Genomic DNA, 25560 nt, shown 5'->3' with positions numbered 1-25560 from the left:
CATGGCAGAGAAATTAGAGAAAACACATGAGCGCATCATGCTCAGGTTCGACCGCGCCTATTCGCCGCAGCAGGACGTGCGCGAGAAGTGTATCGAAGCGACTCGCTTTGCCCGCGTCCCCGGTGGCCAGTGGGAAGGAGCGACGGCAGCCGGGACAAAGCTTGATGACCAGTTTGAGAAGTACCCGAAGTTTGAGATCAACAAGGTAGCCACTGAGCTTAACCGCATCATTTCCGAGTACCGGAATAACCGCATCACCGTCAAGTTCCGCCCCGGTGACCGCGAGGCCAGCGAAGAGTTAGCCAATAAGCTGAATGGCCTTTTCCGCGCAGACTATGAAGAAACGGACGGCGGAGAGGCTTGCGATAACGCATTCGATGATGCGGCAACAGGTGGTTTTGGATGCTTCAGGCTAACAACCATGCTGGTTAACGAAAACGACCCAATGGATGATCGGCAGAGGATTGGAATAGAGCCGGTATACGACCCCAGCAGGTCCGTTTGGTTTGAGCCAGACGCTAAGAAGTACTCAAAATCAGATGCAATGTGGGCCTTTTGCATGTTCTCTCTGTCCCCTGAAAAATATGAGGCAGAGTATGGGAAGAAGCCTCCTGCATCACTCGATGTCACCACTAATACCAGTTGGGAGTATGAGTGGTTCAGGCCTGAAGTGGTGTACGTCGCGAAGTATTACGAGGTGCGCAAGGAATCCGTTGACGTAATCAGCTATCAGCATCCGCTCACCAAAGAGATAGCCACTTACGACAGCGACCAGATTGAAGAAATTCTTGATGAACTGGCTGATGCAGGGTTCATTGAGGTGGCTCGGCGTTCTGTTAAACGTCGCCGTGTTTACGTCTCCGTGGTTGATGGTGAGAACTTCCTTGAGAAGCCGCGCCGCATACCTGGCGAGCATATCCCATTGATTCCGGTTTATGGCAAACGCTGGTTCATTGACGATATCGAACGAGTAGAGGGCCATATTGCCAAGGCTATGGACCCGCAGAGGCTCTACAACCTACAGGTTTCCATGCTTGCTGATACTGCGGCCCAAGACCCTGGGCAAATCCCGATTGTTGGAATGGAGCAGATTAGAGGTCTCGAAAAGCACTGGGAGGCTCGCAATAAGAAAAGACCGGCGTTCCTGCCATTGCGTGAGGTGAAGGACAAAGCAGGTAACATTATTGCTGGAGCTACCCCGGCAGGCTATACGCAACCAGCCGTGATGAATCAGGCCTTAGCTGCGCTACTACAGCAGACAAGTGCTGATATTCAGGAAGTGACCGGTGGCAGCCAGGCAATGCAACAGATGCCCAGCAACATCGCTCAGGAGACCGTCAACAACCTGATGAACCGCTCTGATATGGCGTCATTCATCTACCTGGACAACATGGCGAAGAGCCTGAAACGTGCAGGTGAAGTATGGCTGTCTATGGCCCGTGAGGTTTACGGTTCTGATCGTGAAGTCAGGGTGGTTAATGATGACGGCACCGATGACATCGCGCTGATGAATGCTCAGGTAGTCGACAGGCAGACGGGGAATGTTGTCGCTCTGAATGACCTCTCAGCCGGTCGTTACGATGTCACGGTTGACGTTGGCCCGAGCTATACCGCCCGCCGAGATGCAACAGTTTCAGCCCTTACCAACGTTCTCAACACAATGCTGCCTAATGACCCTATGCGCCCGATAATTCAGGGAATCATTCTTGACAACCTCGACGGCGAGGGGATGGATGACTTCAAAGAGTTCAACCGCAAGCAGCTGCTTACGTCTGGCGCTGTTAAGCCGCGCAACCAGAAAGAGCAGCAGATTGTTCAGCAGGCTCAGATGGCAGCGCAGAGCCAGCCAGATCCGAACATGGTTCTCGCTCAGGCTCAGATGGTCGCGGCTCAGGCCGAGGCTCAGAAGGCTCAGAACGAAACTGCGCAGGTGCAGATCAAGGCGTTCTCTGCCCAGCAGGATGCGCAACTTAGCCAGGCCCAAGTCGTTAAGACGCTGGTCGATGCCAAAGCCACTGATGCCAAGTCAGTGCAAGATGCTCTGAAGGTGCTTAATGACTGGTATCAACAGCAGCAACAAAACTCTCGCGATAACGCAGATCTGATTCTGCGTCACACCCCAACAGCATCACAGTCACCGGCAGACTCACTGCCGAGTTAATCAGGAGTAATCAATGGAAAGCGAACTGATCATCGACGGTCAGGTTATTGACCTGTCTGAAAAACAGGAATCAGCCGAAGAAGTAACCACTGAACAATCGAAACCTGAGGAGAAAGTCCAGGAATCGGAAGAGGAAGTGGAGGCCGAAAGTGGACAGGCCGAAGAGCAGCCGGAAGAGTACTCCCTGCATGTCGGTGACGAGGAAATCCCTCTGACGGAAGAGGATGACGATCACGTTGATGGTCAGCCTGCCCCTCATTGGGTGAAAGATTTACGCAAAAACAACCGCGAGAAAGATAAAGAGATACGGGAACTGCGCCGACAGCTTGAGCAGATTCAATCCAAGCCACCTGAACAGCAGCAACCGCCACAATCAGACGCACTCCCGCCGAAGCCGACTCTTGAGTCGTGTGATTACGATGAAGAGGCGTTTGAGACAGCACTGACTGACTGGCATGAGAAGAAGGGCCGTGCCGAGCAGAGTAAACAGCAGCAAGAGCGTCAGAAGCAGGAAATCCAGCAGCGTTTTCAGCAGCGCATTGAGGCCCATAAGCAGCGAGCCGCCAAGCTCCCGGTGAAAGATTACCAGGAGATGGAGGAAATCGTGCGTACCGAGGTGCCTGACCTGCACAAGGATATCCTGATCCACTGCGCTGATGAAGGCTCAGAGCTTATTGCCTACGGGCTGGGCAAGAGCCAACAACTACGCCAGCGTGTAGCCGCTGAGACAGACCCAATTCGCGCAGCATTCCTCTTAGGCCAGATTAGCAAGCAAGTGAGCCTTGCGCCTAAACCGAAGAGAGCCATCAAACCAGAGCCGGAAGTTCGCGGTGGCGGTGCTGATGCGAAACAAGACGAGTTCAACAAATTCTGCCCCGGCGCAATCATCGAATAGGAAAAGCTAAATGGCTACTACCAACAAACTCGACAGCAACGTCAGTCAAATCGTACTCAAAAAATTCCTGCCGGGCTTCATGTCTGACCTGGTGCTGGCAAAAACCGTAGACCGTCAGTTGCTGGCAGGTGAAATCAACTCCAGCACTGGCGACAGCGTAAGCTTCAAACGGCCGCACCAGTTCGCATCCGTGCGTACTCCAACCGGTGACATCTCAGGTCAGGCTAAAAACAACCTGGTTTCAGGTAAAGCGACCGGTAAAGTTGGCAACTACATCACCGTGGCGGTGGAATACGGACAGTTGGAAGAGGCTATCAAGCTCAACCAACTGGATGAAATCCTCGCCCCTGTTCGCCAGCGCATCGTTACCGACCTCGAAACGGAACTCGCCAAGTTCATGATGAACAACGGCGCATTGTCGCTGGGTAGCCCTAACACCCCGATCAACAAATGGTCTGACGTTGCTCAAACCGCGTCATTCCTGAAAGACCTGGGCGTGGAAGAAGGTGAAAACTATGCGGTAATGGACCCGTGGTCGGCGCAGCGTCTTGCAGATGCTCAGTCAGGTCTGCATGCATCTGACCAGTTGGTCCGTACTGCATGGGAGCAGGCGCAGATCGCCTCTAACTTCGGCGGCATCCGTGCGCTGATGTCGAACGGCCTGGCGTCACGTACCCAAGGCGCATTCGGGGGTACGCTTACTGTCTCCAGCACCCCAACCGTGACCTACGATGCGGTGAAAGACACCTATCAGTTCCAGGTAACTCTGGCTGGCGCAACGGCTTCGGTCACTGGCTTCCTGAAAGCTGGCGATCAGCTTAAGTTCACAAACACCTACTGGCTGCAGCAGCAGACCAAGCAGGTTCTTTATAACGGCTCTACGGCGATAAGCTTCACCGCGACCGTTCTGGCAGATGCTAACTCTACTGCCGGTGGCGCCGTAACCGTGACGCTGTCAGGTGTGCCGATTTACGACACCACCAACCCGCAGTACAACTCAGTCAGCCGCGCCGTGACCTCCGGCGACGCCGTGACGGTGATTGGCACCGCAGGGCAGACGATGAAGCCGAACCTGTTCTACAACAAATATTTTGTTGGTCTTGGAACGGTCCCGCTGCCGAAACTGAACAGCATCGACTCCGCCGTCGCAACTTACGAAGGCTTCTCTATCCGCGTTCACAAATATGCTGACGGTGACGCCAACGTGCAGAAAATGCGTTTCGACCTGCTGCCTGCTTATGTGTGCTACAACCCGCACATGGGCGGTCAGTTCTTCGGTAATCCGTAATCAACAGGGGCTTCGGCCCCTTTCTTTTTTGGAGGTTCAAATGGATCGCATGAGCGTTTTCCTTCCTGCAGACAATGATGCCGGTTATGTCCAGGCCGTAATTGTCGCTACAGACTTCCCGGAGTACGAAAAGCTGGGGTTTGTTAAATCGGCTGATGACGTCAAATCCAAAACGCGCGGGCGCAAGGCGGCAGATAATGGCGAGTCTCACAAAGGGTGAAATAGTAAAATTCGCCCTGCGTAAATTTGCCATTGCCTCAGACGCAACACTAACAGACGTTGAACCTCAGTCACTGGAAGACGGGGTTCACGATCTGGAAGACATGATGTCGGAATGGCTAATTAACCCGGGCAACGTTGGCTACATTTTTTCTTCTGATGACTCAGAACCCCTGCCAGATGATGACTCTGGCCTGCCGAGAAAATACAAACACGCTGTAGGTTATCAACTCCTGCTTCGAATGATGTCGGATTACAGCATTGAACCATCGCCACGCATTGAAACTAACGCCTCACGAGCTTATGACGCACTGCTGACTGACACCCTTGTCGTGCCTTCGATGCTACGACGCGGAGACTTCCCCGTTGGGCAGGGCAACAAATACGACACCCTGACAGGTGAGCGCTATTACCCGGATGACCAGCAGCAGGCGGACGGAGACATCCTCAATCCATAGGTGACAAAATGTCGGTTCAACAATTACCGTTAATGAAAGGGGTCGGCAAAGACTACCTGAGCGCCGACTACATCGACTATCTGCCGGTAAATCTGCTGGCCACACCTAAAGAGGTACTGAATGCTGCGGGTTATCTGCGCTCATTCCCGGGCATTGAGAAAATGGCAGATGTTGACGGGCCATCACGTGGCGCTGAGTACAACACCGCGCAGAGCACCGTTTACCGCGTCTGCGGTAGCAAATTGTACCGAGGACTGTCTCAGGTTGGCAGCGTTGGCGGCAGGGGTCGAGCGGCAATGGCTCACTCACGGAACAGCCAGGCTGTTATCGTAAACGGTCAGGTCGTTTTATACCGGTATGACGGAACGACGAAGACAATCTCCAACTGGCCTGTATCCAGCACCTATACGCAATATGAGCTGGGAAGCGCCAGAGATATTGTGCGTGTTCGTGGTCGCTATATCTGGTCGAAGGATGGCACTGATTCATTCTTTATTTCCGACATCGAAGACGAGTCTCATCCAGACCGTAACAGCGCAGAGTACCGGGCGGAATCCCAGCCGGACGGGATAATCGGCATGGGCGTGTGGCGTGATTTTGTTGTCTGTTTCGGCACATCAACCACTGAATTTTTCACGCTGACAGGCGCGACAACTTCCGGTGCGGCGCTATACGTCAATAACCCGGCGTATCTGGTGCAGAAGGGCATCGCCGGAACGTTCTGCAAGTGCAACTACCTGGATGCCTTCGCGATTATCAGCAACCCTGCGACCGGCGCACCCTCGGTATATCTGCTGGAGTCTGGGCAAGTAAAGAGCATTGCCACTCCGTCAATAGAGAAAATAATTCGCAGCTATTCTGCTGATGACCTGGCCCTGACGACTATGGGCTCATTGAGGATTGATGGGCATGAGTTGCTTATCATCAACCTCACTGACCAGACTCTCGTCTATGACGCCGCAGCCAGTCAGAACGGACCTCAGTGGTCGGTATTGCGGTCTGGCCTGGATAACGGAGCGTATCGTGCCGTCGACTTCATCTACGAAGATAACGTGATCACCTGCGGCGACAGGGGTCAGGGGTTTATCGGGCGGCTCAGGTTTGATATCTCCAGCCAGTACGGGAATCAGCAGGAGCACGTCCTGTACACACCCCTATTCAAGGCGGACAACGCCAGGCTGTTCGACCTCGAACTGGAATCATCTACCGGCGTCGCGCAGATGGCGGAGCGGATGTTTATCTCTGCAACGACTGACGGCATCAACCACGGTCGAGAGCAGCTGATACCCTGGAATGCGCCGTTCCGTTACGACCAGCGAGCTATCTGGAGTCGAATCGGGAGAGTACGCAAGAATATAGCGTTCAAAATCCGCATAGTGACCAGCTCACCGGTTACGTTGTCTGGATGTCAGGTTAGGGTTGAATGATGGCTGATAACTCTCTGAATACGCCGATAAAAATAAGCGCTATTGGGCTCTCGGCGGCCTCCCTCCCTTCCGGTCTGTCTCCGGCTTACCAGATGTACATCCTTAATCAGTCGTTGGACTTCACCAACGTCGCAGGGAAAGCGAATGAAGCCGGGCAGGGTGCATATGATGCTCAGGTCAGGAACGATGAGCAGGATGTCGTGCTTGATGACCATGAGCAGCGCCTTGATACGGCAGAGGCGACGCTTCAGAACCACGAGACGCGTATCTCTGCTGCCGAGGAAACGCTTGTTGACCACGAAAGCAGGATTGCAGCCAATGAGGCAGAACTCGCTAACCATGAAATACGCATTACGCAGAACGAATCTGATATTGCAAGCCAGGGTAGCCGTCTTACTACTGCGGAAGGCAACATAACGACACTCCAAAGCGACGTATCTTCGCTAACGACGCGTATCGGCACGGCTGAAAGCAATATTACCGCGCTGCATGGCGATTACGTCTCGAAATCGGCAACAAGTGTCCAGTCTCTCGCATCGCCACTGAACGTAACCACGTCTTACTCAGTCGGCGGTACCAAAGTGATCGGCGCTCGCGCTACCGGGTGGACGGCGGCAACTGGTACTGCATTGCTCGGTGCGTTCAACGCCAGCCAGGCGTACACCGTCAGCGCTGCTTACACCCAGGCGGAAGTGACCACTATAGCTAACGGACTGATTCAGGCCCGCCAGCGCATCAAAGCCCTTGAGGACATGCTGCGCACCCACGGCCTGATGAATTAAGGATTCCCCATGCTCACACAAATCGATCCTCTTACCGGGCAGGAATTGATGCGTCTATGGGGCGTCCCGTCATTCCCTGTCGTCGAGGGCGATCACCTTCTCTGGAATGGCGTGGGCATCTTCGTTTGCATGGATTTCGGCTCCCACGTTGACCTGCACATGGCAATGAAACCCGGAGAGAGATACCGATGCCGGGATGCGGTGAGAGAGGTGTTGGCACTCATCGGAAACCGTGAGGTTCATGCACCAATCCGCATTGAGCACAAGCAGGTGTGCAATCTGGCTCGCAAATTTGGCTTTATCGAAACCTGGCGCGGTGTTGTTGAGTATGTCGACGATACGAGCGGAGAATTAATTTTAATGAAGAGGTACGCAGATGAGCGGGATAGCTAAAGGCGTCGGTAGCATAGTCGGGTCTATCACTGGTGCTAATCAGGCGGCAAGTGCGCAGAAAAGCGCAGCCAATCAGTCAAACGCAACGGCTTTGCAGATTTACAACGACCAGAAAAAGACACTCGCACCGTTTTTGGGTGCCGGACAAGCAGCGCTTACGGGGTTGCAGGGACTGGCAGGCCAGCCAATAGACCGCAATGCTTCACTGTTATCATACCTGTCCAGCCCTGAGTACCAGATGTTGTCGAACCAGGCCAGATATCAGGGATTGAATGCTGCCGAAGCGACCGGTGGGCTTGGGTCTACCGCCACCGGGAACATGCTTTCATCCATCGCCCCTCAACTTGGGCAAAATTACCTGTCAATGATGACCGACCAGCAAAATAACATGTATCAGCAGCTTCTCGGCCTGACTAATGTCGGACTCAGCTCAGGCGGAGCAACTAATGCAGCTGCAGGCAACTACTCCAACTCGGTACAAAATAATCTGGCTCAGGTTGGTGCGGCTAACGCCGGTGCCAGCCTGGCTAATGGTAATGCTCTTACAAGTGGACTTGGCTATCTTGCGGGAACAAGCACTGCAAAAACATTGGGCAATAGTTTGGGTAGCTTCCTTACTGGCTTATTTTAAGGTGGAATTATGATCGCACCTATAGATTACTCATCCGGCAACGGCTTTGCTCAGGGGCTTCAGCTGAAGGGGTTGCAGGACGAAATACAGCAGCGGGCAATGGCGGTTGAGCAGGCCCAGAGAGCAGCAGAGCAGCAGGCTCAGTTTCAGACTGAGTGGCAGGCATCTTTTGGTGATCCGCAGAAAATGACCGCCCTCGCAGCAAAATACCCAGGGCAAATGGAGCTACTCAAAGCCGGTATTGGATTCCAGAATGAGCAGCACCAGATGGCGCTCGGAAGTGCAGCGCGTGATTTGCGCATCGCTATGGCTACAGGCAATCCCCAAGCGGTGCAGAGCGCCGCATTAAAGAACGCAGGTGTTCTGGGAACCGTTGGCTCATCGCCTGAGGAAATTGTGCAGCAGTTCCAGCAGGACCCGCAGTCCCTGGCGCATACCGTCGATGCGGTTGGGCTTAGTGCTCTTGGAGCCAAGGATTATTACGGAGTCGAAAACGACCGTGCCCAGAGGCAGAATGACCGGGCGAAACTGGCAGAGCAAATCCGCAATAATGACATGCAAAACGCAGCAACTATTCGTGGACAGAATATATCTGCTCAGAACGCCCGGCTTGCTTCCAGCGGCGAGACGAGCGATATGAAAAACTTCAACGCTTATTCTCGCCTGCTGAAAACCGACCCAGAAGCCGCCGCTCTGTTTGCTCAGGTCGCTGGTATTAAAACTGAAGGTGCCGACAACAGGCAGGTGCAGTTATCTGACGGCAGAACAGTAAGCATCAAAGGGAAGCTTCATGGGGCAGGTCAAAACGCTTTCTATGAGGCCACTGATAACGCAGGAAACACTATCAGAGTGCCGCCGTCTGCGATAGCAGCTACCGCATCCTCTGGCGCCAATGCTCAAAACTATGCGATGAAGAAAGACATCGACATGATTAGCCAGGCCAACCCAGAGAGCCTTGATTTCCTGACTGGCGTAACGGGTGGCACTGGTAAGCCAGCGCTCGGCGCTGATGTCAGAAGCCGAATTGGCAGCAAAGAGCAGAGGCAAATCTACAATGCCGCGCAGAGAATCCAGGGGAAAATGCAGAATCAGGGCATAGCAGCGGCAAGGGATATGGGCGCGTCGGGGATCAACACCGTTGCAGAGGCAAAAATGTACTTTCAGGGCATGCCTCAGGTCGATTTCTCCAGCCCGGAGGCTGTTCAGCAATCAGTAAACGATATCAAGTCATACACTGACAACTACAACCAGCAATACAACGTCAATGTTGGCTCAGGCCGTCAGTCAGCCGCTCCTCAACCGGCGCAGCAGACAACCGGTGTGCATACATCGAAATCAGGTATCCAATTCACGGTGAAATGATGGAAGTTACAGCTAACGGTAAAACCTTCAATTTTCCTGACGGGACCAGTAACGAAGACATTGGTAATGCGATTGATGAGTACTTTGCTGGTCAAGCAACGCCACAAGAGCAGGCTCAATCAGTGCCGGTAGCAAGCCCGCCAGCGCAGCAACCAGAGACATCACTTGTACAGCAGGCAGGCGACTGGCTCACCGGAGGGCAAAGTGCGGGACAGATAGCAGAGCAGGCCGGTCGAGGGCTGGTTAACATCCCGTTTGACGTTCTCCAGGGTGGAGCCAGCCTGATTAATGCAATCAGCCAGGGGCTTGGCGGCCCGCGGGTGCTGGATGATGTCTATCGTCCAGTAGATCGCCCAACAGACCCGTATGCGCAGACAGGTGAGGCCATCGGCGGGTATCTAATTCCAGGCGCAGGTGTTGCCGGAAATATGGCGCTCGGCTCTGTAGCAGAGGCTGCAAATCAGCAGGGGGATTTTGCCGAGAACGTTGCAAAAAACGCTGCGATCAACCTCGGTACTCAGGGGATTCTTTCTGGTGTTGCAAAGGGGGTTGGGCGCGGAATCACCGCCATTAAGGGTGATATTGCGCCAGATGCTCAACAGGCCATCAGATTTGCAGAACAGGCAGATGCACCGCTACTTACATCTGACGTTCTTCCTCCAGGGACATTCACCGGACGTTCCGCGCAGGCGCTGGGAGAGAAAATTCCAGCTACCGGCACTGGAGGTTTGCGAAGAGGGCAGCAGGAAGTAAGGAATGAGCTTGTTCAGCGATATTCCCAGCAATTCGACGCGCCAGCTCCTGATGAGATTGTGCAGAGTCTTCGGCGGCAAACCAGCCGTGTTAAGCAGGCGGCGGGTGATCGCCTTAGTCAGGTTAACGATGCAATGTCTTCTGCAGGGAGCATTACACCAACTCAGGCCATATCAGCCATTGATACAGAAATAAGCCGCCTGTCCAGGCTTGGAGGCGCTGCTGATACGCAGACCATCTCTAAGCTGCAGACGTACAGGGATGAGTTAAATAAAGGCGCTGATTTTGGGCTGTTGAGAGATTTAAGGACGCAATTCAGGCAGGACGTTAAAGGTGATCGCATTGAATGGCCTAACCAGTCTCAGGCCGCTGTTAACCGGGTTTATTCTGCCCTGACTAATGACGTAAATAAGGCCGTAACAGACAGCCTTGGCCCCCAGGTTGCCAGCAGGTATCGACAAGCCAATGCCGTTTATGCCAATGAGGCTCAGCTGGTAAATAACACCAGGCTGAAGAACGTCCTTCAGAAAGGTGATCTGACGCCGGAGGTGGTGAACAACCTGCTTTTCAGTAGCAAGCCAAGCGAGGTTCGCCAACTTTATAACTCCCTTGACGGTAGGGGGCGTAGCGCTGCCAGAGCATCAGTAATTGGCAAGGCGTATGAGAAGTCTGGCGGAAGCCCTGACAGGTTCCTGAATGAAATTAATCGCCTGTCATCTCAAACGGGTATTTTGTTCAAAGGTGATGAGCGGCAATACCTGAAAGGGCTTACGACATATCTGGATCAGACTCGACGTGCGGCAAGGGCCGGTACTGTTACGCCAACCGGTCAGGAGCTTTTTCAGGTAGCAGTCCCGGCAGGCGTGGCCACTGACATCGTTGGAACGGGCGGGGTAGGTACGGCAGCAGGATTAAGTTACGGTGCGGTAGCGAGGTTTTACGAAAGCAAGCAGGTAAGGAATGCGATGCTCAGATTGGCTAACACCAAGGCTGGTACTCCTGCTTATGAGCGAGCTCTCAATCAGGCGGCAATTGCTGCGAGACCGCTGATAGCACCTCAGATAACGGAATGATTTACCTCCAGGGATGGTTATTTTTTACTACGGATTAAATCCTTTATTTCAGACCATGCAATAACAATAAGGATTGCGGTCAACCCAAACGTTACCTGCAGACCTTCTGAAGGAAAAAGGTATTCATTACTTGCTCCAAGAGCATACGCGCATGAAATAAAAGCAACGGCCTTTGAAGCACTGACGATCAATCTTTTCATAATCATCTCCTTAGTTTTTTATCACTGTACACCAAACATCGACGCCTCGGCATAACCCTTGGCTTTGTACTTACTAACAACTTAATTTCCCTTCTATAACACACCACTGCTATGCAGTGGGAACTACTCGCGCCGGAGTAAAAAATAAATGCCAGATTTAACTGCAAATTTAGTGGTAGGAATGCCCGCGCAACTCTTTACGCTGGCCCGCTCTTTTAAAGCAAACGCAAACGGAAAAATCTTCATCGGCATCCCTGATACCGACCCGACCAACCCGGCTAATCAGATACCGGTTTACGTTGAGAACGAGGATGGTTCGCTCGTACAGGTTCCTCAGCCTATCGTAATCAACGCCGGAGGATTCCCGGTGCTGGGAGGCCAGATTCGCAAGTTCGTCACGGTGCAGAACTACTCGATGCTGATCCAAGACGCATACGGTGCGCAGCAGTTCTATTTTGAGGACGTGGCGAAGTATGACCCTGACCAGTTGGAGAAAAGGCTGGCTGGACCAGGGGGCACTGCCGCAATAGGGCATGGCTCAACGACTTTATTCAAATCGCTACCAGTAAACGTCAAGTATCATGGCGCCAAAGGGGATGGAACAACCAATGACACTGCAGCATTTAATGCTGCGGAATTAGCATCCGGAACGAATGGCATTATTTATGTTCCAGAAGGGACATACAGAATTACCACTCCGATGGCTTTAAGCCAGACTGCCAGATACTACGGCCCGGGAACTCTTTTATTTGATAATGCTGAGTGGTGGCGCCGTGGCGGGTCGTCTGGTTCTATGTCGGTCCCGGAGAGATATACACTCCTTTATGATTATCCAAACCAGTCAGCAGTAAGCCTGACGTTTGATGGAGTAGTCCAGACTTATACATGGGTTGATGCACGGACAATTCAGGCAGCTGGCACTGCTAATACCGTGCAGGTGAAGATAAACATAACAAATGGCACACTGAATCTTGGCCCTCAACCTGAGATGATTCGGTCATACAATGCGTTTGGAAATAGTGGCGGCGGATGTAAAGTGGTGCCTACACTTCCTGACCCGTTGACATCACCATCTGGCTACAACAACACATCATTTGGGGCGAGAGCACTAATAGACCTTACGGCAGGGGCTAACAATACCGCTTTCGGCTCTCGCGCTCAGATGTCAAACAAAACAGGGAATAACAACACAACAATTGGATTCCAGGCCGGTTATCGTGCCTCCGGTGACGCAAATACCATTGTTGGCTCCATCGCCGGTGAATGGATAGATACAGGTTATTACAATTCACTTTTTGGTGCGTCAGCTGGCGGCAAGCTACAGGACGGAAACTTTAACTGCTCATTTGGCGCATCAGCTGGCGCTGAGGCCATGAGCGACCAGTATTGTGTCTCTATAGGCTATCGAGCACATGGGAATAGCGGGAGCGCTTCCCAGAGTAACAGTGTACACATTGGTACATTTGCTGGTGATGCCAATATTGGTTCTAACAACACGCATATTGGATATCGTGCGGGTAACTCTATTGGTGCACTAACTACCGCAGGAACCGGCACCGGGCACGACAACGTAGCGGTTGGCATGAACTGCATGAGCAATAACCTTGCTGGTAAGGAGTCGGTGGTTATTGGCGCGGGAGCAGCATATGCATCAACGATGGTTGAGCGGTCTGTTTTTATCGGCTTTGAATCAGGAACATCGGCAGCCACGCTTGGTTCATTCTCGGTAGCGGTAGGGCACTCATCCCTGAAATCTGCAACGGGAGACAATAACGTATCAATAGGCGTTAATTCTCAGAGCGCTACCACGGCAGGTAACAGTAACGTGAGCGTTGGTAACGGCAGTCTGATTACGAACACTATTGGCACTCTAAATACGGCGCTGGGCCATAACTCTGGGCGATTAACCCAGGCAGGGGCGAGCACAACAAACCTGACGAACACGACTACTGTCGGTAATGATGCAAGGGTATCTGGTGATAATCAGGTGCAATTAGGCAACTCAGCCACTACCACCTACGTTTACGGCACTGTCCAGAACCGCTCAGACGCCCGCGATAAGACAGAAGTACGTGATACAGAGCTTGGGATTGACTTCATTCTTGGATTGCGTCCTGTTGATGGCAAATGGGATTTACGAGACAACTATATCACCCCTGTCGAGGAAACCAGGATTGTTCAGGTTCCGGTGGATAAGGAAATTGATGGCGAGCTTGTGACTGTCATGGAAGACCGGGAAGAAAAATTTACCTCCGGTTCTACTTCTCGCGAACCTGACGGCACGCACAAGGGCAAGCGCTTCCACCACTGGTTCATTGCTCAGGAAGTGCAGAAAGTTTGCGATTCTTTAGGAGTTGAGTTCGGAGGCCTGCAACATCATGCAGTAAACGGTGGTGAAGATGTCTATTCTCTGGGGTACGACGAGTTCATCCCTCCAATTGTCAGAGCCCTGCAGCAGTGCTGGCAGCGCATGGAAGATTTAGAAAAAAGGATTTCAGTCATCGAAGGGAAATAAAATAAGGCAAAGGATTGCCATGCAATTAATATTTAATGCAAAATAAACGACATTTGCTGGCAAAAATATCTCTTAGGTGGCAAGTGTCTATTATAAACAACGAAAATCCATACTGTTGCGTAGTGCCCTCTGACAACTCAGAACGTCTGTATATCATCTTTTCGTCTGTATATATCCCCAAGGGCACATTCATGTTCTGGAAAATCATGAACAGAATGGACGGAGTTAAAATCTTCATTAACGATGAAAACAATGGATGGTATGTTCATGGAATTCCGGGTATGGGAGGTGACGTTTTATCCTCATCCAGCCATCTTATGTCAATGATAAAGGAAATAGCTCCGAAGGAGGTCGTACTTATTGGCCCATCAATGGGCGCCTATGCGGCGATGCTCTATGGGAGCATAATCGCCCCTCGCATGCCAGAGATACGTTTCAGGTGCCTATCATTTGGAGGGGAGTTCCTCTTGTATGGTAGAGAGACAAAAAGCAAAGTCCTGGCGGGGAAGCCAAGAAATCTTTGGTATGCAGACATTCGGGCTCTTGTTGCGTCATCAGGGCTGCAGGTGACACATGTGTATGGCGATGATGATGTGAATGATATATTTCAGGCATCCCTAATCCGTGGGATGAGCAACGTACAACTTGTTTCAGTTAGAAACGCTCCACATGCGGTTTCCACATACCTTGGTCAAAACTATAACCTTACAAATATCATCAAGAGGTACGAGCAAAGCGGCCACTTTGAAATCGAATGTGAGTCTGGCGTCAGCACATTAAAAGAACATGGGGCATTTCTTTTTCATGGGCATACTCTTATGCTTGACAAAAAACCAGAAGAGGCAATAGAGAAATTAAAGATCGCGGTGTCTATGGCACCAAGTCACGCCCTTAGCCATCATAAATATGGCGTAGCATTGCTAATGACAGGGCAAAAAACACTGGCATTGCAACACCAAGAAAAAGCTATATCTCTAAACCCCCTACTTGCTCATGCCCACTTCCATATTGCGCAAATATCTCAAGGAATAGGCAATACAGAAAAAGCTCTCAACCATTACGCTGAATGCATCAAGATTGATGAAAAGCATGTAAGGGCATTGTTTGAAATATCCAAAATAAAGCAATCTCTTGGCGATTACGAATCAGCTAAAGCGCACGCAAATGCCATTCTCTTGATAGACCATCATAATGTGAGAGCAAAAGGGCTAATCAAAGATTTAGAAAGCAAACATACACCACACTGACAGCATATATCAACATGGGGCCGGCATCCGTAGGCTCCAAAAAACCACCCCGCAAATAAACCTTGTGATTCACCCCGATTTGTCGATACTGTATGTATATACAGTAATAACGAGGGGTGATTTATGGGATTCCCCAGCCCGGCAGCAGATTTTGAAGAAGGAAGGATTTCTCTCGACAACCGGCTGATTACAAAGCCAGCAGCAACCTATTTCATGCGGGCCAGCGAGACGTGCTACAGAGAAGGAATAATAAGTGGCGCTTTGCTTGTCATCGACTCGTCGCTCACCCCCTGCGACGGGTCACTGCTCATTTGCAGTGTCGATGGGGAGCTGAGAATTAAACGATACCGAAGGCATCCGGTCCCGCACCTGGTAAATGTGCACAATGGACAGCGTGAGAAATTACCGGACTCTGAGGGATACGGTGTGGAGTCTCCCGTATTCGGTGTGATCACCTATATCATCAACGATGCGAGGTCCGGAGAGTTCGACGACTGCCCAGTGATGTGAATGGGGCATGGGTGGGACATTTTTATCTGCCGATTTATGGCGATTTAAGGAACCACTCAATTCTCATAACGGTAAACGCATGATGTTTAGTGCGCTCTTGGGCGAATTTTACTGTTTATGAAAATTGCACTTTCATATGATGAACATGCAGGTGTGAGTGTTCCTGAAGACGGCCCTGAACAGGGCCGTTTTTTTTTTATTTAACGTTGAATCAGATAGCGGATTGTCGGTCCATCCTGCTGAATATCCAGCACTTTGTAACCGTGGTTGCTGGCATCAACCGGAATGTTATTAATGGACTGCGGGCAGTCGCTTACCACTTCCAGTATCTCCCCTTTTTTTAGCTGCGGCATGGCTTCGAGAGTCGCAACAGCCGGGTAGGGGCAGGGTTCGCCAGTCATATCCAGACGATAATCAGGTACAATACTCATGCTGTCTCCTTAACGGCAACGGGTGTTGCACGACGAAAGAAATGTCTCTCCCAGCCCATCACCAGCAGCAGCGCGATGGCCAGCATCACGTAAGTCATCAGCAGGCCGCCAGAAGGGCCAAAGGTCTTGAGCAGATTGATTTTATCCCAGTTGGTAGCCAGTACCGGCGAGAGCCCGTCCCAGTAGTAGGCCAGGAGGGTCGACCCTATGACGTTGCCAAGGCCGACCCACCAGAAATGGACCTGACCTTCTACCGCACGGTACATCCAGCCGGTTTCACAACCACCTGCCAGCACAATTCCGAAGCCGAAGAGTAATCCCCCCAGTACTGCGTTCGGGCCAGCCCACATGATCCTGGCCTCTACGCCAAGCTGGATATAGCTGAAGATCCCGATGGCGCTTGCCGCCATGCCAAAGATAATGGCTTTTGCCATTACCGTGCGTCCTGTTACCCACATGTCGCGAAAGGCAGAGGTAAAGCAAATCTGCGCCCGCTCAATGAGCAGACCAAAGCCCACACCAAACAGCATAGCGAGTCCCAGTTTGGGTTGGTTCATCGCTGTGAGCAGCGCCCAGCCCAGCATGCCCGCAAATATCAGCATCCCTAACCGGAAGCGGCGGCGGGCCTGATCAGCATTCTGCGTCAGCGGTGACGCCGCCGAGACTTTCTGCATTTTCACCGGAATGCGAAAGAAAGGCAGTAAGGTGAAACGGGCACCAAACCAGGAGCCGATCGCGGTGGCTATGGCAAAAAACCAGGCGTGAAGTGAGAACTGTGGAATGCCCGTAAAGAATGCCGCCAGGTTACAACCCATCGCCAGTCGCGCACCAAATCCGGCGATAATACCGCCGGCAATGGCCTGAGCAACACGCTTGCGGCTGTGAGGAAAGCGCAGCTTCACGTTGTTAGCCCACAATGCGGCGGCAAAGCACCCTCCGAACATGCCGATGATCATCATGCCGTCGATACGGGTGAGCGGGGTGCCTTCAAGATGGATGAGTTTGAAATATCCCCACTCCTCGGTGTGGACGCCGGCCAGTTGCAGCAGCTGACCACCCCACCGGGTGAATTCGCCGGTTACTGCCCAGAAGGTTCCGGTGATGCCGAAGTAGTAGGTTGACAAGATACCGGCGGCTATCACCGCAGGAAAAGGGGACCAGAATTTGACCAAAAAGGTCTGCTTAATATGTTGCCAGGTCATAACGTTAGCCTCTGAACTCAGAAGGATCTATTTATGCAGTCTATAGACCGCGTGAGGGGTGGGATAATACACGTACCCTTTGCGTTTAACCCCGGTATACATCAAAGAATCACTGCGAAGAGTGGAAGAGGGGCTTACGAAAGACTGGTGACAGCCAGTATTTGATGCCACACTCTTTGTGGTTCTGGAGACAGGAAAAATGATGAAAAAACGTTGGGTTATTGGCGCATTACTGGTGTTGAGCGGATGCGCTCAGATTGAACATTATGATGAAGTGGTTAAACATCCGGCACCCGCCGGGTTGGCAGGAAACTGGCAATCTGACGGGCCGCAAAGCGAACTGGTCAGCCCGGATGCGATTGCCAGCCTGATTATTACCCCGGAAGGGGATACACTGGATTGCCGGCAGTGGCAACGCGTTATCGCTGTCCCGGGGAGGCTTTCCGTACGCGGTGGGGTGCTTGATAATATTACTCAACAGCTTGATAGCTATCGCATCACGCGGTCGGGCGATCGCCTCGATTATGACGGGATGACATTAAAGCGTGTTGAAAAACCTACCCCTGAATGTGCTGATGCACTGACAAAGAAAAAAGCGGTAGGGTTGAAACCCTGATTCAGCTTGATGGTAAACGCTGAGTGAAGCTGTTCACTCAGCGTTAAATCGCTACTCTTCGTCAATCACCCACACGCTTACGCTGCCGCCCTGGCAAGTAAACACGCCTTCCCCCTGTGCATTTGTGGTCACCGTCTCGTCCCGATTCCCCAAAAAATCCCGCCAGGTTTTATTGCCGTAGTTATCACCCAATACGAGCGTCTTCTGCCCCTCGTCGCCGTTGGACATTACCACTACGCAGCCTGGCGACTCCTCGGTACCACTGCGGCAAAAAGCGATGCAGTTAGGATGATCAAACCACAAAGTCTGGACTCCGTGGGCGAAGCGTTGCCGCGCCTGGATGAGTTCGTAAAGCTTATCAACAATTGGCATATCGACGTGGTGAGTCTTGCCATCGCCTCCCGTGTCCTCATAGCTTGCGCCGAACAGGTCCGGGTAAAACACCGACGGCACACCGTTTTCACGCAGTAAAATGAGTGCGTAAGCCAACGGTTTGAACCAGGCCTCCACAGGCGCTTCAAGAGCCTGCAGCGGTTGGGTGTCGTGGTTGGCAACGAGAGTGACAGCATGAAAAGGATCGGCCTCGACCAGCGTACCGGTGAAAATCTGGCGCATGTCATACTCGCGCCCTAACAGGGAGGCTTCATGAAATTTCAGGTGTAAGGGGGCATCAAACAGCATCGTATTCCCATCGACCTGTCCGATATAGTGCTGCAATTTCTCCACCTCATGCGACCAGTATTCCGCGACGATAAACAGCGGTTTTGGTGCCACCTCCTGGACGTGGTCAATCCACTCTTTATAAAACCAGGCGGGTATATGCTTTACGGCATCGAGTCGAAACCCATCGCAGTGGGTTTGCTCCAGCATCCATCGCGCCCAGTATTTAATCTCCTCTGAGACGGCGCGATTACGAAAATCAATATTCTCGCCCATCAGATAATCAAAATTCCCCATTTCATCATCAACCTGATCGTTCCAGCCATCCACACTGTAGTCGTTGACGATTTTAAACACGCCGTCTTCATCAGGATTTTCGATATGATCGATGCCGCTGAAGCATTTAAAATCCCAGATAAACCGTGAATATTGCCCCTTACGGCCAGGGAAGGTGTATCGGGTCCACCCCTCACAGGCGATGATCTCATCACTAATCTGCGTGCGGTCCTGCTCATTGACCCGCTTTACCCGAATCGCCTCCTTTTCATCGGCGCCCATTTTATGGTTCACCACCACATCCATCAGGACAGCAATCCCATTATCGTGCAGCGCCTTAATCGCCTGCAGAAGCTGATCTTTATCCCCATATTTGGTCGCGATGGTGCCTTTCTGATCAAACTCACCCAGATCGAAGAGATCGTAACTGTCATAGCCCACCGAATAGCCGCCGCTGGCACCTTTAGAGGCGGGAGGTAGCCACACCATATTAATACCGATGTCGTTCAGGCCTGGGGCACGATCAAGGATTTCCGGCCAGAGTTTTCCGCCGTCGGGGTAATACCAGTGAAACGCTTGTAAAAGAGTGGGATTTTTCATCTTCCGTGCTCCTGATTGAGGACACACGAAGTATGGTTGAAACGGGAGAAATGACGCGGGTGAAACTTTTAAAAATTCACCCGCATCATCGAAGCGAGATTAGAGCTCGCTCGGGAACAAGATATTGCCAGAGAGACGTCCATATGCTGAATTCAGGTTATGTTGTCGGGATGTTTGTCCAACCAGATTCCGTAATTCTTCCATGCGCTGGTGCAATAGCGTCTTCAGCTCCACTTCATTCTCAAGGATCTGCTTCAGAAGAGGGCGAATTTGTGCCTGCACATGGGGTGCAACATCACTTGCACCCTGAAATTGTGTGAGCTTTTCTACTGCTGTTACATAAGCCAGTTCATGTTGAATCAGGTCATCCCAGCGAGCCTCTCTCGCCAGGTTGAGCATTGAACAACTGGTCATAAGCAGTTGTTGATAGTGGTGGAGCAACCCGAAATTTGCTTCCATTAGTATGTGTCCCGCGCATTTGGATTATGTGGACCAATCTCTTTCCAGGCGTCCGCAATGTTGGTAAGCAACGCTGCGACTTCTTCAATGGCGGTGAGGTCATTGTGCAAATTGGCCTGTAAAAGACGCCGTGTCATGTAGTCATAAAGACTATCAAGGTTCGCCGCGAGCTCACCACTGGCTTCGTGGTTAAGGCCCGCGCGCAAACCATTGCTGATGATGTTGATGGCATGTGACAGCGCCTTGCCTTTACCGGGAATGTCTCCCAGCTCAATCAAGATGGCTGCTTTTTTCATCGCGCTTAATGCGCCATCAAAAAGGAGAACCACAAGTTGATGTGGGCTGGCGCTGAGGACGGCACTTTCGATGCCGACCGATGCATAGGCCTGGATCCCCGATTTCGTATACATGTCAAACCTCAATCAGTAACTTAAGAACTCAGTGCATTAAACTGTTGTGTCAAATAGCTTGCGGTCGAGTCAAGCGAAGAGATCAACGAACTTAACGACGTAAACTGTGCTTTGTAACGTGCCATCGTCGCGGTGATCTGCGTGTTGACCCGGTCGTAATCTTCGCCCAGCTTTTTCAGGGTCTTGTTAATCCCGTTTGTGGCGTTCTGTAAGGAACCATCCGTGCCCAGGATGTCTTTCAGTAACGCACTGGTCTGGGTAGCAAAACCGGTTTTCGAACCATCGCCTGACAGGAAGGTAATCACGTCAGCAGATTTTTCGTTCAGTGCTTTTTCAAGCTTCGTACTGTCGACGGTCAGCTTGCCGTTGACGTCCTGGGTTATCCCCAACTGAGACAACGCAGTCAGCGAGCCGCCGCTCTGGTTGGTCGACAGCATGGAGCGCACGCGCGTCTGAATATTACGCAACGTGCCATCACCGAGCAGGTCACCGTTGGAGCTGTTCTGGCTGGTCGTACCCTGCTCAACAGCCGTATATTTGGTCTGATTGCCGATCGTCGTTTGCAGCGAGTTATAGGCATCCACGAAGTCCTGGATGGCCTTGGTCATTGCGGTATTGTCTTTTGCGACCGTCAAGGTTTCCGGGGTACCGACGTTGGTCTTGGTCAGCGTCAGCGTAACGCCTTCTGGCGCATCCGTAATGGTATTACTGCTACGGGTGATGTCGATGCCGTTAACTTTCAGTTTCGCATCGGCAGCAGGCACCTGTTGGGCCATGCTACTCGGACCGGCACCCGTGGCATCGTAACTGATGTACTGTTCCAGAGAGGGGTCATCCGTAGTAATGGTCATCGCATTCGCGGTGCCACTCTCTTTGGAAGTCAGTGAAAGGTAATAGCTGTTATCATCGGCTTTGATGATACTGGCGGTCACGCTGCCCTGTTTGGCGTTGATCGCATCACGAATATCGGCAAGGCTGGTTTTATCGCTGGCCAGTGACACCGTAAATGGATCTTTCTGCCCAGGCTGCTTGATGGTAATCGTGTGCGATGACAGATTGCTGTCGCCCAGATCGGTATCTTTACTGGTCACTTTCGGGCTGAGTAAAGACTGCGCGGAAGCCAGCGCTGAAACCTCTACGGAATAGGTTCCTGCCGTTGCACTGTTCGCCAGCGTGGCGGTAAAGGCGGTGTTGGTGCTGGTCACTTTCGCGGACGCAATAGCGGAAGTATTCTTCAGCGCGTCAGAAGCCGTCTGCAGCTTATTCAAAGAGGTCTGAACAACACCCCAGGCAGTCAGCTTTGCTTTATAGGAGGTCTGCTGCTTGGTAATAGGCGTCAGTCTCGTCTGTTCAGAAGTCTCCAGGTTATCATATAAGGAGCTGAGGCTTGAACTCATGCTGGTGCCAGCGCCGAGCGAACTAATTGTTGCCATAAATAACATCCTTTCATCTGAGACAATCACTGGATGGATTATCGGCAGCGAATGAGAAAAGATTAGAGCCTTTTTTAAAAAACAATGGGCAAATAAAGCACGAGAATACGGGGCAGTTTGTGCTTTTAAAAAAAAGAATTTTTTTCTAAAGGTTATCTTAAGATTGTCGATAATGAGTAACAACGGTAAGAAAGCCGTAGGCAGATGCCTGAATATGATAACTTTTTAAAGGAATTCCATCATGGCTGTTATTAATACTAACACCCTGTCGCTGACGACTCAGAACAATCTGTCAAAATCGCAGTCTTCTCTGGGTACTTCGATTGAACGCCTGTCTTCCGGCCTTCGTATCAACAGTGCAAAAGACGACGCAGCGGGTCAGGCTATCGCTAACCGCTTTACGTCTAACATTAATGGTCTGACCGTTGCTGCACGTAACGCTAACGATGGTATCTCCCTGGCGCAGACCGCTGAAGGCGCGCTGTCCGAAATCAACAACAACCTGCAGCGTGTTCGTGACCTGACCGTTCAGGCGCAGAACAGCTCCAACTCTGCTTCTGACATTGACTCCATCCAGGCTGAAGTTAACCAGCGTATGGAAGAGATCAACCGCGTTACCACGCAGACTGACTTCAACGGCATCAAAGTGCTGAACACCGGTTCCGGCACCAGCAGCTACAGCTTCCAGGTTGGCTCTAAAGATACTGAAACCATCTCTGTTTCTATGAGCAAAAGCAACGATTACAACCTGTACAATGCTGGCACCAACACAACCTTTGACAACACTGCACAGACTGTTAATGGCAAAACACGTTCCACCAAAGCAGAAGGCTTTGACGTACTGAGCGGTACTGTTGCATCCGGTGCGACCACGGGCACCGTTAACGGCTCTCCTCTGGCCGACATTGATAATGCGATTAAAGCAGTAGACAGCCAGCGCAGCCTGCTGGGTGCGTCTCAGAACCGTTTTGAGTCCACCATCAGCAACCTGAACAACACCGTGAGCAACCTGACCGCTGCCCGCAGCCGTATTCAGGACTCCGACTATGCGACCGAAGTGTCCAACATGTCCCGTTCGCAGATCCTGCAACAGGCTGGCTCTTCCGTACTGGCACAGGCCAACCAGGTTCCGCAGACCATGCTGTCCCTGCTGCGTTAATCGCAAACGCTTTAATGACAGTAAAAGCGCCGCTTGCGGCGCTTTTTTTATTAGTAAATTCAGCAGGTTATGGCAAGAATAAAATTATCAAAAAAGATCTAAAGCATTTGTTCAGGTCGTCGATAACTATTATGACGGTGATGACGCCACTGGCCTTTACCGGATCTTACATTTACTAATGAAGGAATTTCACCATGGCTGTTATCAATACTAACACCCTGTCTCTGACGACTCAGAATAACCTGACTAAATCTCAGTCTTCTCTGGGTACTTCTATTGAACGTCTGTCTTCCGGCCTGCGTATCAACAGCGCAAAAGACGACGCAGCGGGTCAGGCAATTGCAAACCGCTTTACGTCCAACATCAACGGCCTGACCGTTGCTGCACGTAATGCTAACGATGGTATCTCTCTGGCACAGACCGCTGAAGGCGCGCTGTCTGAGATCAACAACAACTTGCAGCGTATCCGTGACCTGACCGTTCAGGCGCAGAACAGCTCCAACTCTGCTTCTGACATCGACTCCATCCAGGCTGAAGTTAACCAGCGTATGGAAGAAGTTAACCGTGTTACCACGCAGACTGATTTCAACGGCATCAAAGTGCTGAACACCGGTTCCGGTACCAACAGCTACAGCTTCCAGGTTGGCTCTAAAGATACTGAAACCATCTCTATCTCCATGAGCAAAAGTAACGACTACAACCTGTTTAACACTTCTGCAGCAAGCGGTTCAACGGGTGGTGTGGTTAATGGTAACAAACGTGCAACCTCTGCAGAAGGCTTCGACGTACTGAGCGGTACCGTAGCTTCTGGCGGCGGCACTGATGGTTCCCCGCTGGCCGACATCGATGCGGCAATCAAAGCGGTGGACAGCCAGCGCAGCCTGCTGGGTGCGTCTCAGAACCGTTTCGAGTCCACCATCACCAACCTGAACAACACCGTGAGCAACCTGACCGCTGCCCGCAGCCGTATTCAGGACTCCGACTACGCGACCGAAGTGTCCAACATGTCCCGTTCGCAGATCCTGCAACAGGCTGGCTCTTCCGTACTGGCGCAGGCCAACCAGGTTCCGCAGACCATGCTGTCCCTGCTGCGTTAATCGCACACGTCTTGATGACAGTAAAAGCGCCGCTTGCGGCGCTTTTTTGCATTTGCATTTATATGCTTTCCGGACAGATAAATAGATTAAGAAATAACTAAAGCATTTCCTCATAGCGTCGATAACTAATATGACGGTGATGACGCCGCTGGCCCTTACCGGAACTTACATTTATCAATGAAGGAACTACATCATGGCTGTTATTAATACTAACACCCTGTCGCTGACGACTCAGAACAACCTGACTAAATCACAGTCTTCTCTGGGTACTTCGATTGAACGCCTGTCTTCCGGTCTGCGTATCAACAGCGCGAAAGATGACGCCGCAGGTCAGGCTATCGCTAACCGCTTTACGTCTAACATTAATGGTCTGACCGTTGCTGCACGTAACGCTAACGATGGTATCTCCCTGGCGCAGACCGCTGAAGGCGCGCTGTCCGAAATCAACAACAACCTGCAGCGTGTTCGTGACCTGACCGTTCAGGCGCAGAACAGCTCCAACTCTGCTTCTGACATCGACTCCATCCAGGCTGAAGTTAACCAGCGTATGGAAGAGATCAACCGTGTTACCACGCAGACTGACTTCAACGGCATCAAAGTCCTTGATACTAAAGCAGGGACTGCGAGCTACAGCTTCCAGGTTGGCTCTAAAGATACCGAAACTATTGCCATTACTATGAGCTCCAGTAATTCATACAACCTGCACTTCTCAGGTGCCAGCACCACGTATGACAACACTGCTCAAACTGTAAACGGCAAAACGCGCAGTACTAAAGCAGAAGGTTTTGATGTTCTTAGCGGAACCGTTGCCTCTAGCGCAACCGGTGGTTCTGCAAACGGTTCACCATTAGCTGACATTGATGATGCCATCAAAGCAGTAGACAGCCAGCGCAGCCTGCTGGGTGCGTCTCAGAACCGTTTCGAGTCCACCATCACCAACCTGAACAATACCGTGAGCAACCTGACCGCTGCCCGCAGCCGTATTCAGGACTCCGACTACGCGACCGAAGTGTCCAACATGTCCCGTTCGCAGATCCTGCAACAGGCTGGCTCTTCTGTACTGGCGCAGGCCAACCAGGTTCCGCAGACCATGCTGTCCCTGCTGCGTTAATCGAACGCAATGGCAAAAGGGCATCTTCGGATGCCTTTTTTTATAGGGTTTAGTGACAATCGCCGGATATAAGCCCTTTTCTGTAACCTTTTTTCCCTCTCAATATCCCGCTGTTACCGCACAATATCGTATGACTACCGCTGTGCCTTTTTAACATGCCGCACGATGCAGGCGGGCACTTCCGACGATGTT

25 protein-coding genes are annotated in these 25560 nt (G+C 51.7%); 18 read left to right on the top strand and 7 right to left on the bottom strand.

Features of this window, described 5'->3' with window-relative positions:
• Position 1: 1 nt before the first annotated feature.
• The 11 genes from M1D91_RS14025 to M1D91_RS13975 are packed head-to-tail and all read left to right on the top strand — an operon-like array spanning position 2 to position 11442.
• Positions 2-2161, top strand: coding sequence for a portal protein (locus M1D91_RS14025; RefSeq protein ID WP_437432660.1), 2160 nt, complete (start codon positions 2-4; stop codon positions 2159-2161).
• A 13-nt stretch (positions 2162-2174) separates the two neighbouring features.
• On the top strand, positions 2175-3056 hold the full coding sequence (locus M1D91_RS14020) for a phage capsid protein (protein ID WP_437432659.1): 882 nt from the start codon (positions 2175-2177) through the stop codon (positions 3054-3056).
• A 10-nt stretch (positions 3057-3066) separates the two neighbouring features.
• Positions 3067-4344 carry a P22 phage major capsid protein family protein gene (locus M1D91_RS14015; RefSeq protein ID WP_437432658.1) on the top strand — a complete coding sequence of 426 codons (1278 nt, stop codon included), beginning with the start codon at positions 3067-3069 and terminating at the stop codon, positions 4342-4344.
• Positions 4345-4393: 49 nt separating this feature from the next.
• Positions 4394-4564, top strand: a complete 171-nt coding sequence (locus M1D91_RS14010) for a hypothetical protein (RefSeq protein ID WP_437432657.1) — start codon at positions 4394-4396, stop codon at positions 4562-4564.
• Positions 4542-5021, top strand: coding sequence for a packaged DNA stabilization gp4 family protein (locus M1D91_RS14005; protein ID WP_437432656.1), 480 nt, complete (start codon positions 4542-4544; stop codon positions 5019-5021). Before M1D91_RS14010 ends, M1D91_RS14005 begins: the two co-directional genes overlap by 23 nt.
• An 8-nt stretch (positions 5022-5029) precedes the next feature.
• Entirely contained in the window at positions 5030-6448 is a 1419-nt protein-coding gene (locus M1D91_RS14000; protein WP_437432655.1) for a packaged DNA stabilization protein, read from the top strand.
• Positions 6448-7230, top strand: coding sequence for a phage tail protein (locus M1D91_RS13995; protein ID WP_437432761.1), 783 nt, complete (start codon positions 6448-6450; stop codon positions 7228-7230). The genes M1D91_RS14000 and M1D91_RS13995 overlap by 1 nt, the downstream gene beginning before the upstream one ends.
• Before the next feature lie 9 nt (positions 7231-7239).
• Positions 7240-7623 carry a hypothetical protein gene (locus M1D91_RS13990; RefSeq protein ID WP_437432654.1) on the top strand — a complete coding sequence of 128 codons (384 nt, stop codon included), beginning with the start codon at positions 7240-7242 and terminating at the stop codon, positions 7621-7623.
• Complete coding sequence (locus M1D91_RS13985; protein WP_437432653.1) at positions 7607-8254, top strand: DNA transfer protein; 648 nt, start codon at positions 7607-7609, stop codon at positions 8252-8254. The genes M1D91_RS13990 and M1D91_RS13985 overlap by 17 nt, the downstream gene beginning before the upstream one ends.
• 9 nt (positions 8255-8263) lie before the next feature.
• Positions 8264-9616 (top strand): phage DNA ejection protein, encoded by a 1353-nt coding sequence (locus M1D91_RS13980; protein WP_437432652.1) that lies wholly within the window; start codon positions 8264-8266, stop codon positions 9614-9616.
• Complete coding sequence (locus tag M1D91_RS13975) at positions 9616-11442, top strand: DNA transfer protein (RefSeq protein WP_437432760.1); 1827 nt, start codon at positions 9616-9618, stop codon at positions 11440-11442. Before M1D91_RS13980 ends, M1D91_RS13975 begins: the two co-directional genes overlap by 1 nt.
• A gap of 17 nt (positions 11443-11459) precedes the next feature.
• On the opposite strand, the gene M1D91_RS13970 is transcribed toward M1D91_RS13975, so the two are convergent.
• The gene (locus M1D91_RS13970) at positions 11460-11642 is read right to left on the bottom strand and encodes a hypothetical protein (RefSeq protein WP_437432651.1); all 183 of its coding nucleotides are present in this window, start codon (positions 11640-11642) and stop codon (positions 11460-11462) included.
• 148 nt (positions 11643-11790) lie between these two features.
• Between M1D91_RS13970 and M1D91_RS13965 the strand changes: the two genes are divergently transcribed.
• The 3 genes from M1D91_RS13965 to M1D91_RS13955 all read left to right on the top strand — a co-directional run bounded on the left by M1D91_RS13965 (position 11791) and on the right by M1D91_RS13955 (position 15914).
• Positions 11791-14157, top strand: a complete 2367-nt coding sequence (locus tag M1D91_RS13965) for a phage tailspike protein (protein WP_437432650.1) — start codon at positions 11791-11793, stop codon at positions 14155-14157.
• Positions 14158-14348: 191 nt separating this feature from the next.
• Complete coding sequence (locus tag M1D91_RS13960) at positions 14349-15404, top strand: hypothetical protein (protein WP_437432649.1); 1056 nt, start codon at positions 14349-14351, stop codon at positions 15402-15404.
• Between the two features lie 123 nt (positions 15405-15527).
• Positions 15528-15914 carry a HumD family translesion DNA polymerase gene (locus M1D91_RS13955; protein ID WP_437432648.1) on the top strand — a complete coding sequence of 129 codons (387 nt, stop codon included), beginning with the start codon at positions 15528-15530 and terminating at the stop codon, positions 15912-15914.
• 200 nt (positions 15915-16114) lie between these two features.
• Here M1D91_RS13955 and yedF read toward each other — a convergent pair whose 3' ends face one another.
• Positions 16115-16345 carry a sulfurtransferase-like selenium metabolism protein YedF gene (gene yedF, locus M1D91_RS13950; protein WP_437432647.1) on the bottom strand — a complete coding sequence of 77 codons (231 nt, stop codon included), beginning with the start codon at positions 16343-16345 and terminating at the stop codon, positions 16115-16117.
• Entirely contained in the window at positions 16342-17547 is a 1206-nt protein-coding gene (yedE, locus tag M1D91_RS13945; protein ID WP_437432646.1) for a selenium metabolism membrane protein YedE/FdhT, read from the bottom strand. The genes yedF and yedE overlap by 4 nt, the downstream gene beginning before the upstream one ends.
• A 202-nt stretch (positions 17548-17749) precedes the next feature.
• On the opposite strand from yedE, the gene yedD reads away from it, so the two are divergent.
• A complete protein-coding gene (gene yedD / locus M1D91_RS13940; RefSeq protein ID WP_437432759.1) occupies positions 17750-18163 on the top strand; it encodes a lipoprotein YedD in 414 nt (137 codons plus the stop codon).
• Positions 18164-18214: 51 nt separating this feature from the next.
• Here yedD and amyA read toward each other — a convergent pair whose 3' ends face one another.
• From amyA to fliD, 4 genes are all read right to left on the bottom strand, one after another.
• Positions 18215-19699 carry an alpha-amylase gene (gene amyA, locus M1D91_RS13935; protein ID WP_437432645.1) on the bottom strand — a complete coding sequence of 495 codons (1485 nt, stop codon included), beginning with the start codon at positions 19697-19699 and terminating at the stop codon, positions 18215-18217.
• Positions 19700-19798: 99 nt separating this feature from the next.
• Positions 19799-20158 carry a flagella biosynthesis regulatory protein FliT gene (fliT, locus tag M1D91_RS13930; RefSeq protein WP_437432644.1) on the bottom strand — a complete coding sequence of 120 codons (360 nt, stop codon included), beginning with the start codon at positions 20156-20158 and terminating at the stop codon, positions 19799-19801.
• Positions 20158-20568, bottom strand: coding sequence for a flagellar export chaperone FliS (fliS, locus tag M1D91_RS13925; protein WP_437432643.1), 411 nt, complete (start codon positions 20566-20568; stop codon positions 20158-20160). The genes fliT and fliS overlap by 1 nt, the downstream gene beginning before the upstream one ends.
• Positions 20569-20588: 20 nt before the next feature.
• Entirely contained in the window at positions 20589-22001 is a 1413-nt protein-coding gene (gene fliD, locus M1D91_RS13920; RefSeq protein WP_437432642.1) for a flagellar filament capping protein FliD, read from the bottom strand.
• A 241-nt stretch (positions 22002-22242) separates the two neighbouring features.
• On the opposite strand from fliD, the gene M1D91_RS13915 reads away from it, so the two are divergent.
• The 3 genes from M1D91_RS13915 (at position 22243) to M1D91_RS13905 (ending at position 25368) form a co-directional block, all read left to right on the top strand.
• Positions 22243-23160: a flagellin N-terminal helical domain-containing protein gene (locus tag M1D91_RS13915; RefSeq protein WP_457975808.1), complete on the top strand. Its 918-nt coding sequence runs from the start codon at positions 22243-22245 to the stop codon at positions 23158-23160.
• A 194-nt stretch (positions 23161-23354) separates the two neighbouring features.
• Positions 23355-24257, top strand: a complete 903-nt coding sequence (locus tag M1D91_RS13910) for a flagellin N-terminal helical domain-containing protein (RefSeq protein ID WP_437433984.1) — start codon at positions 23355-23357, stop codon at positions 24255-24257.
• Positions 24258-24450: 193 nt separating this feature from the next.
• The gene (locus M1D91_RS13905) at positions 24451-25368 is read left to right on the top strand and encodes a flagellin N-terminal helical domain-containing protein (RefSeq protein ID WP_457975807.1); all 918 of its coding nucleotides are present in this window, start codon (positions 24451-24453) and stop codon (positions 25366-25368) included.
• Positions 25369-25560 lie beyond the last annotated feature (192 nt).

The organism is Enterobacter sp. SA197, from assembly GCF_054131575.1.
This window is presented reverse-complemented; position numbering and strand designations above follow the sequence as displayed.

Bases quoted from the DNA above. Each gene is read 5' to 3' on its own strand.
- M1D91_RS14025 (WP_437432660.1), top strand. From the start codon at position 2: ATGGCAGAGAAATTAGAGAAAACACATGAGCGCATCATGCTCAGGTTC.
- M1D91_RS14020 (WP_437432659.1), top strand. From the start codon at position 2,175: ATGGAAAGCGAACTGATCATCGACGGTCAGGTTATTGACCTGTCTGAA.
- M1D91_RS14015 (WP_437432658.1), top strand. From the start codon at position 3,067: ATGGCTACTACCAACAAACTCGACAGCAACGTCAGTCAAATCGTACTC.
- M1D91_RS14010 (WP_437432657.1), top strand. From the start codon at position 4,394: ATGAGCGTTTTCCTTCCTGCAGACAATGATGCCGGTTATGTCCAGGCC.
- M1D91_RS14005 (WP_437432656.1), top strand. From the start codon at position 4,542: ATGGCGAGTCTCACAAAGGGTGAAATAGTAAAATTCGCCCTGCGTAAA.
- M1D91_RS14000 (WP_437432655.1), top strand. From the start codon at position 5,030: ATGTCGGTTCAACAATTACCGTTAATGAAAGGGGTCGGCAAAGACTAC.
- M1D91_RS13995 (WP_437432761.1), top strand. From the start codon at position 6,448: ATGGCTGATAACTCTCTGAATACGCCGATAAAAATAAGCGCTATTGGG.
- M1D91_RS13990 (WP_437432654.1), top strand. From the start codon at position 7,240: ATGCTCACACAAATCGATCCTCTTACCGGGCAGGAATTGATGCGTCTA.
- M1D91_RS13985 (WP_437432653.1), top strand. From the start codon at position 7,607: ATGAGCGGGATAGCTAAAGGCGTCGGTAGCATAGTCGGGTCTATCACT.
- M1D91_RS13980 (WP_437432652.1), top strand. From the start codon at position 8,264: ATGATCGCACCTATAGATTACTCATCCGGCAACGGCTTTGCTCAGGGG.
- M1D91_RS13975 (WP_437432760.1), top strand. From the start codon at position 9,616: ATGGAAGTTACAGCTAACGGTAAAACCTTCAATTTTCCTGACGGGACC.
- M1D91_RS13970 (WP_437432651.1), bottom strand. From the start codon at position 11,642: ATGAAAAGATTGATCGTCAGTGCTTCAAAGGCCGTTGCTTTTATTTCA.
- M1D91_RS13965 (WP_437432650.1), top strand. From the start codon at position 11,791: ATGCCAGATTTAACTGCAAATTTAGTGGTAGGAATGCCCGCGCAACTC.
- M1D91_RS13960 (WP_437432649.1), top strand. From the start codon at position 14,349: ATGTTCTGGAAAATCATGAACAGAATGGACGGAGTTAAAATCTTCATT.
- M1D91_RS13955 (WP_437432648.1), top strand. From the start codon at position 15,528: ATGGGATTCCCCAGCCCGGCAGCAGATTTTGAAGAAGGAAGGATTTCT.
- yedF (WP_437432647.1), bottom strand. From the start codon at position 16,345: ATGAGTATTGTACCTGATTATCGTCTGGATATGACTGGCGAACCCTGC.
- yedE (WP_437432646.1), bottom strand. From the start codon at position 17,547: ATGACCTGGCAACATATTAAGCAGACCTTTTTGGTCAAATTCTGGTCC.
- yedD (WP_437432759.1), top strand. From the start codon at position 17,750: ATGAAAAAACGTTGGGTTATTGGCGCATTACTGGTGTTGAGCGGATGC.
- amyA (WP_437432645.1), bottom strand. From the start codon at position 19,699: ATGAAAAATCCCACTCTTTTACAAGCGTTTCACTGGTATTACCCCGAC.
- fliT (WP_437432644.1), bottom strand. From the start codon at position 20,158: ATGGAAGCAAATTTCGGGTTGCTCCACCACTATCAACAACTGCTTATG.
- fliS (WP_437432643.1), bottom strand. From the start codon at position 20,568: ATGTATACGAAATCGGGGATCCAGGCCTATGCATCGGTCGGCATCGAA.
- fliD (WP_437432642.1), bottom strand. From the start codon at position 22,001: ATGGCAACAATTAGTTCGCTCGGCGCTGGCACCAGCATGAGTTCAAGC.
- M1D91_RS13915 (WP_457975808.1), top strand. From the start codon at position 22,243: ATGGCTGTTATTAATACTAACACCCTGTCGCTGACGACTCAGAACAAT.
- M1D91_RS13910 (WP_437433984.1), top strand. From the start codon at position 23,355: ATGGCTGTTATCAATACTAACACCCTGTCTCTGACGACTCAGAATAAC.
- M1D91_RS13905 (WP_457975807.1), top strand. From the start codon at position 24,451: ATGGCTGTTATTAATACTAACACCCTGTCGCTGACGACTCAGAACAAC.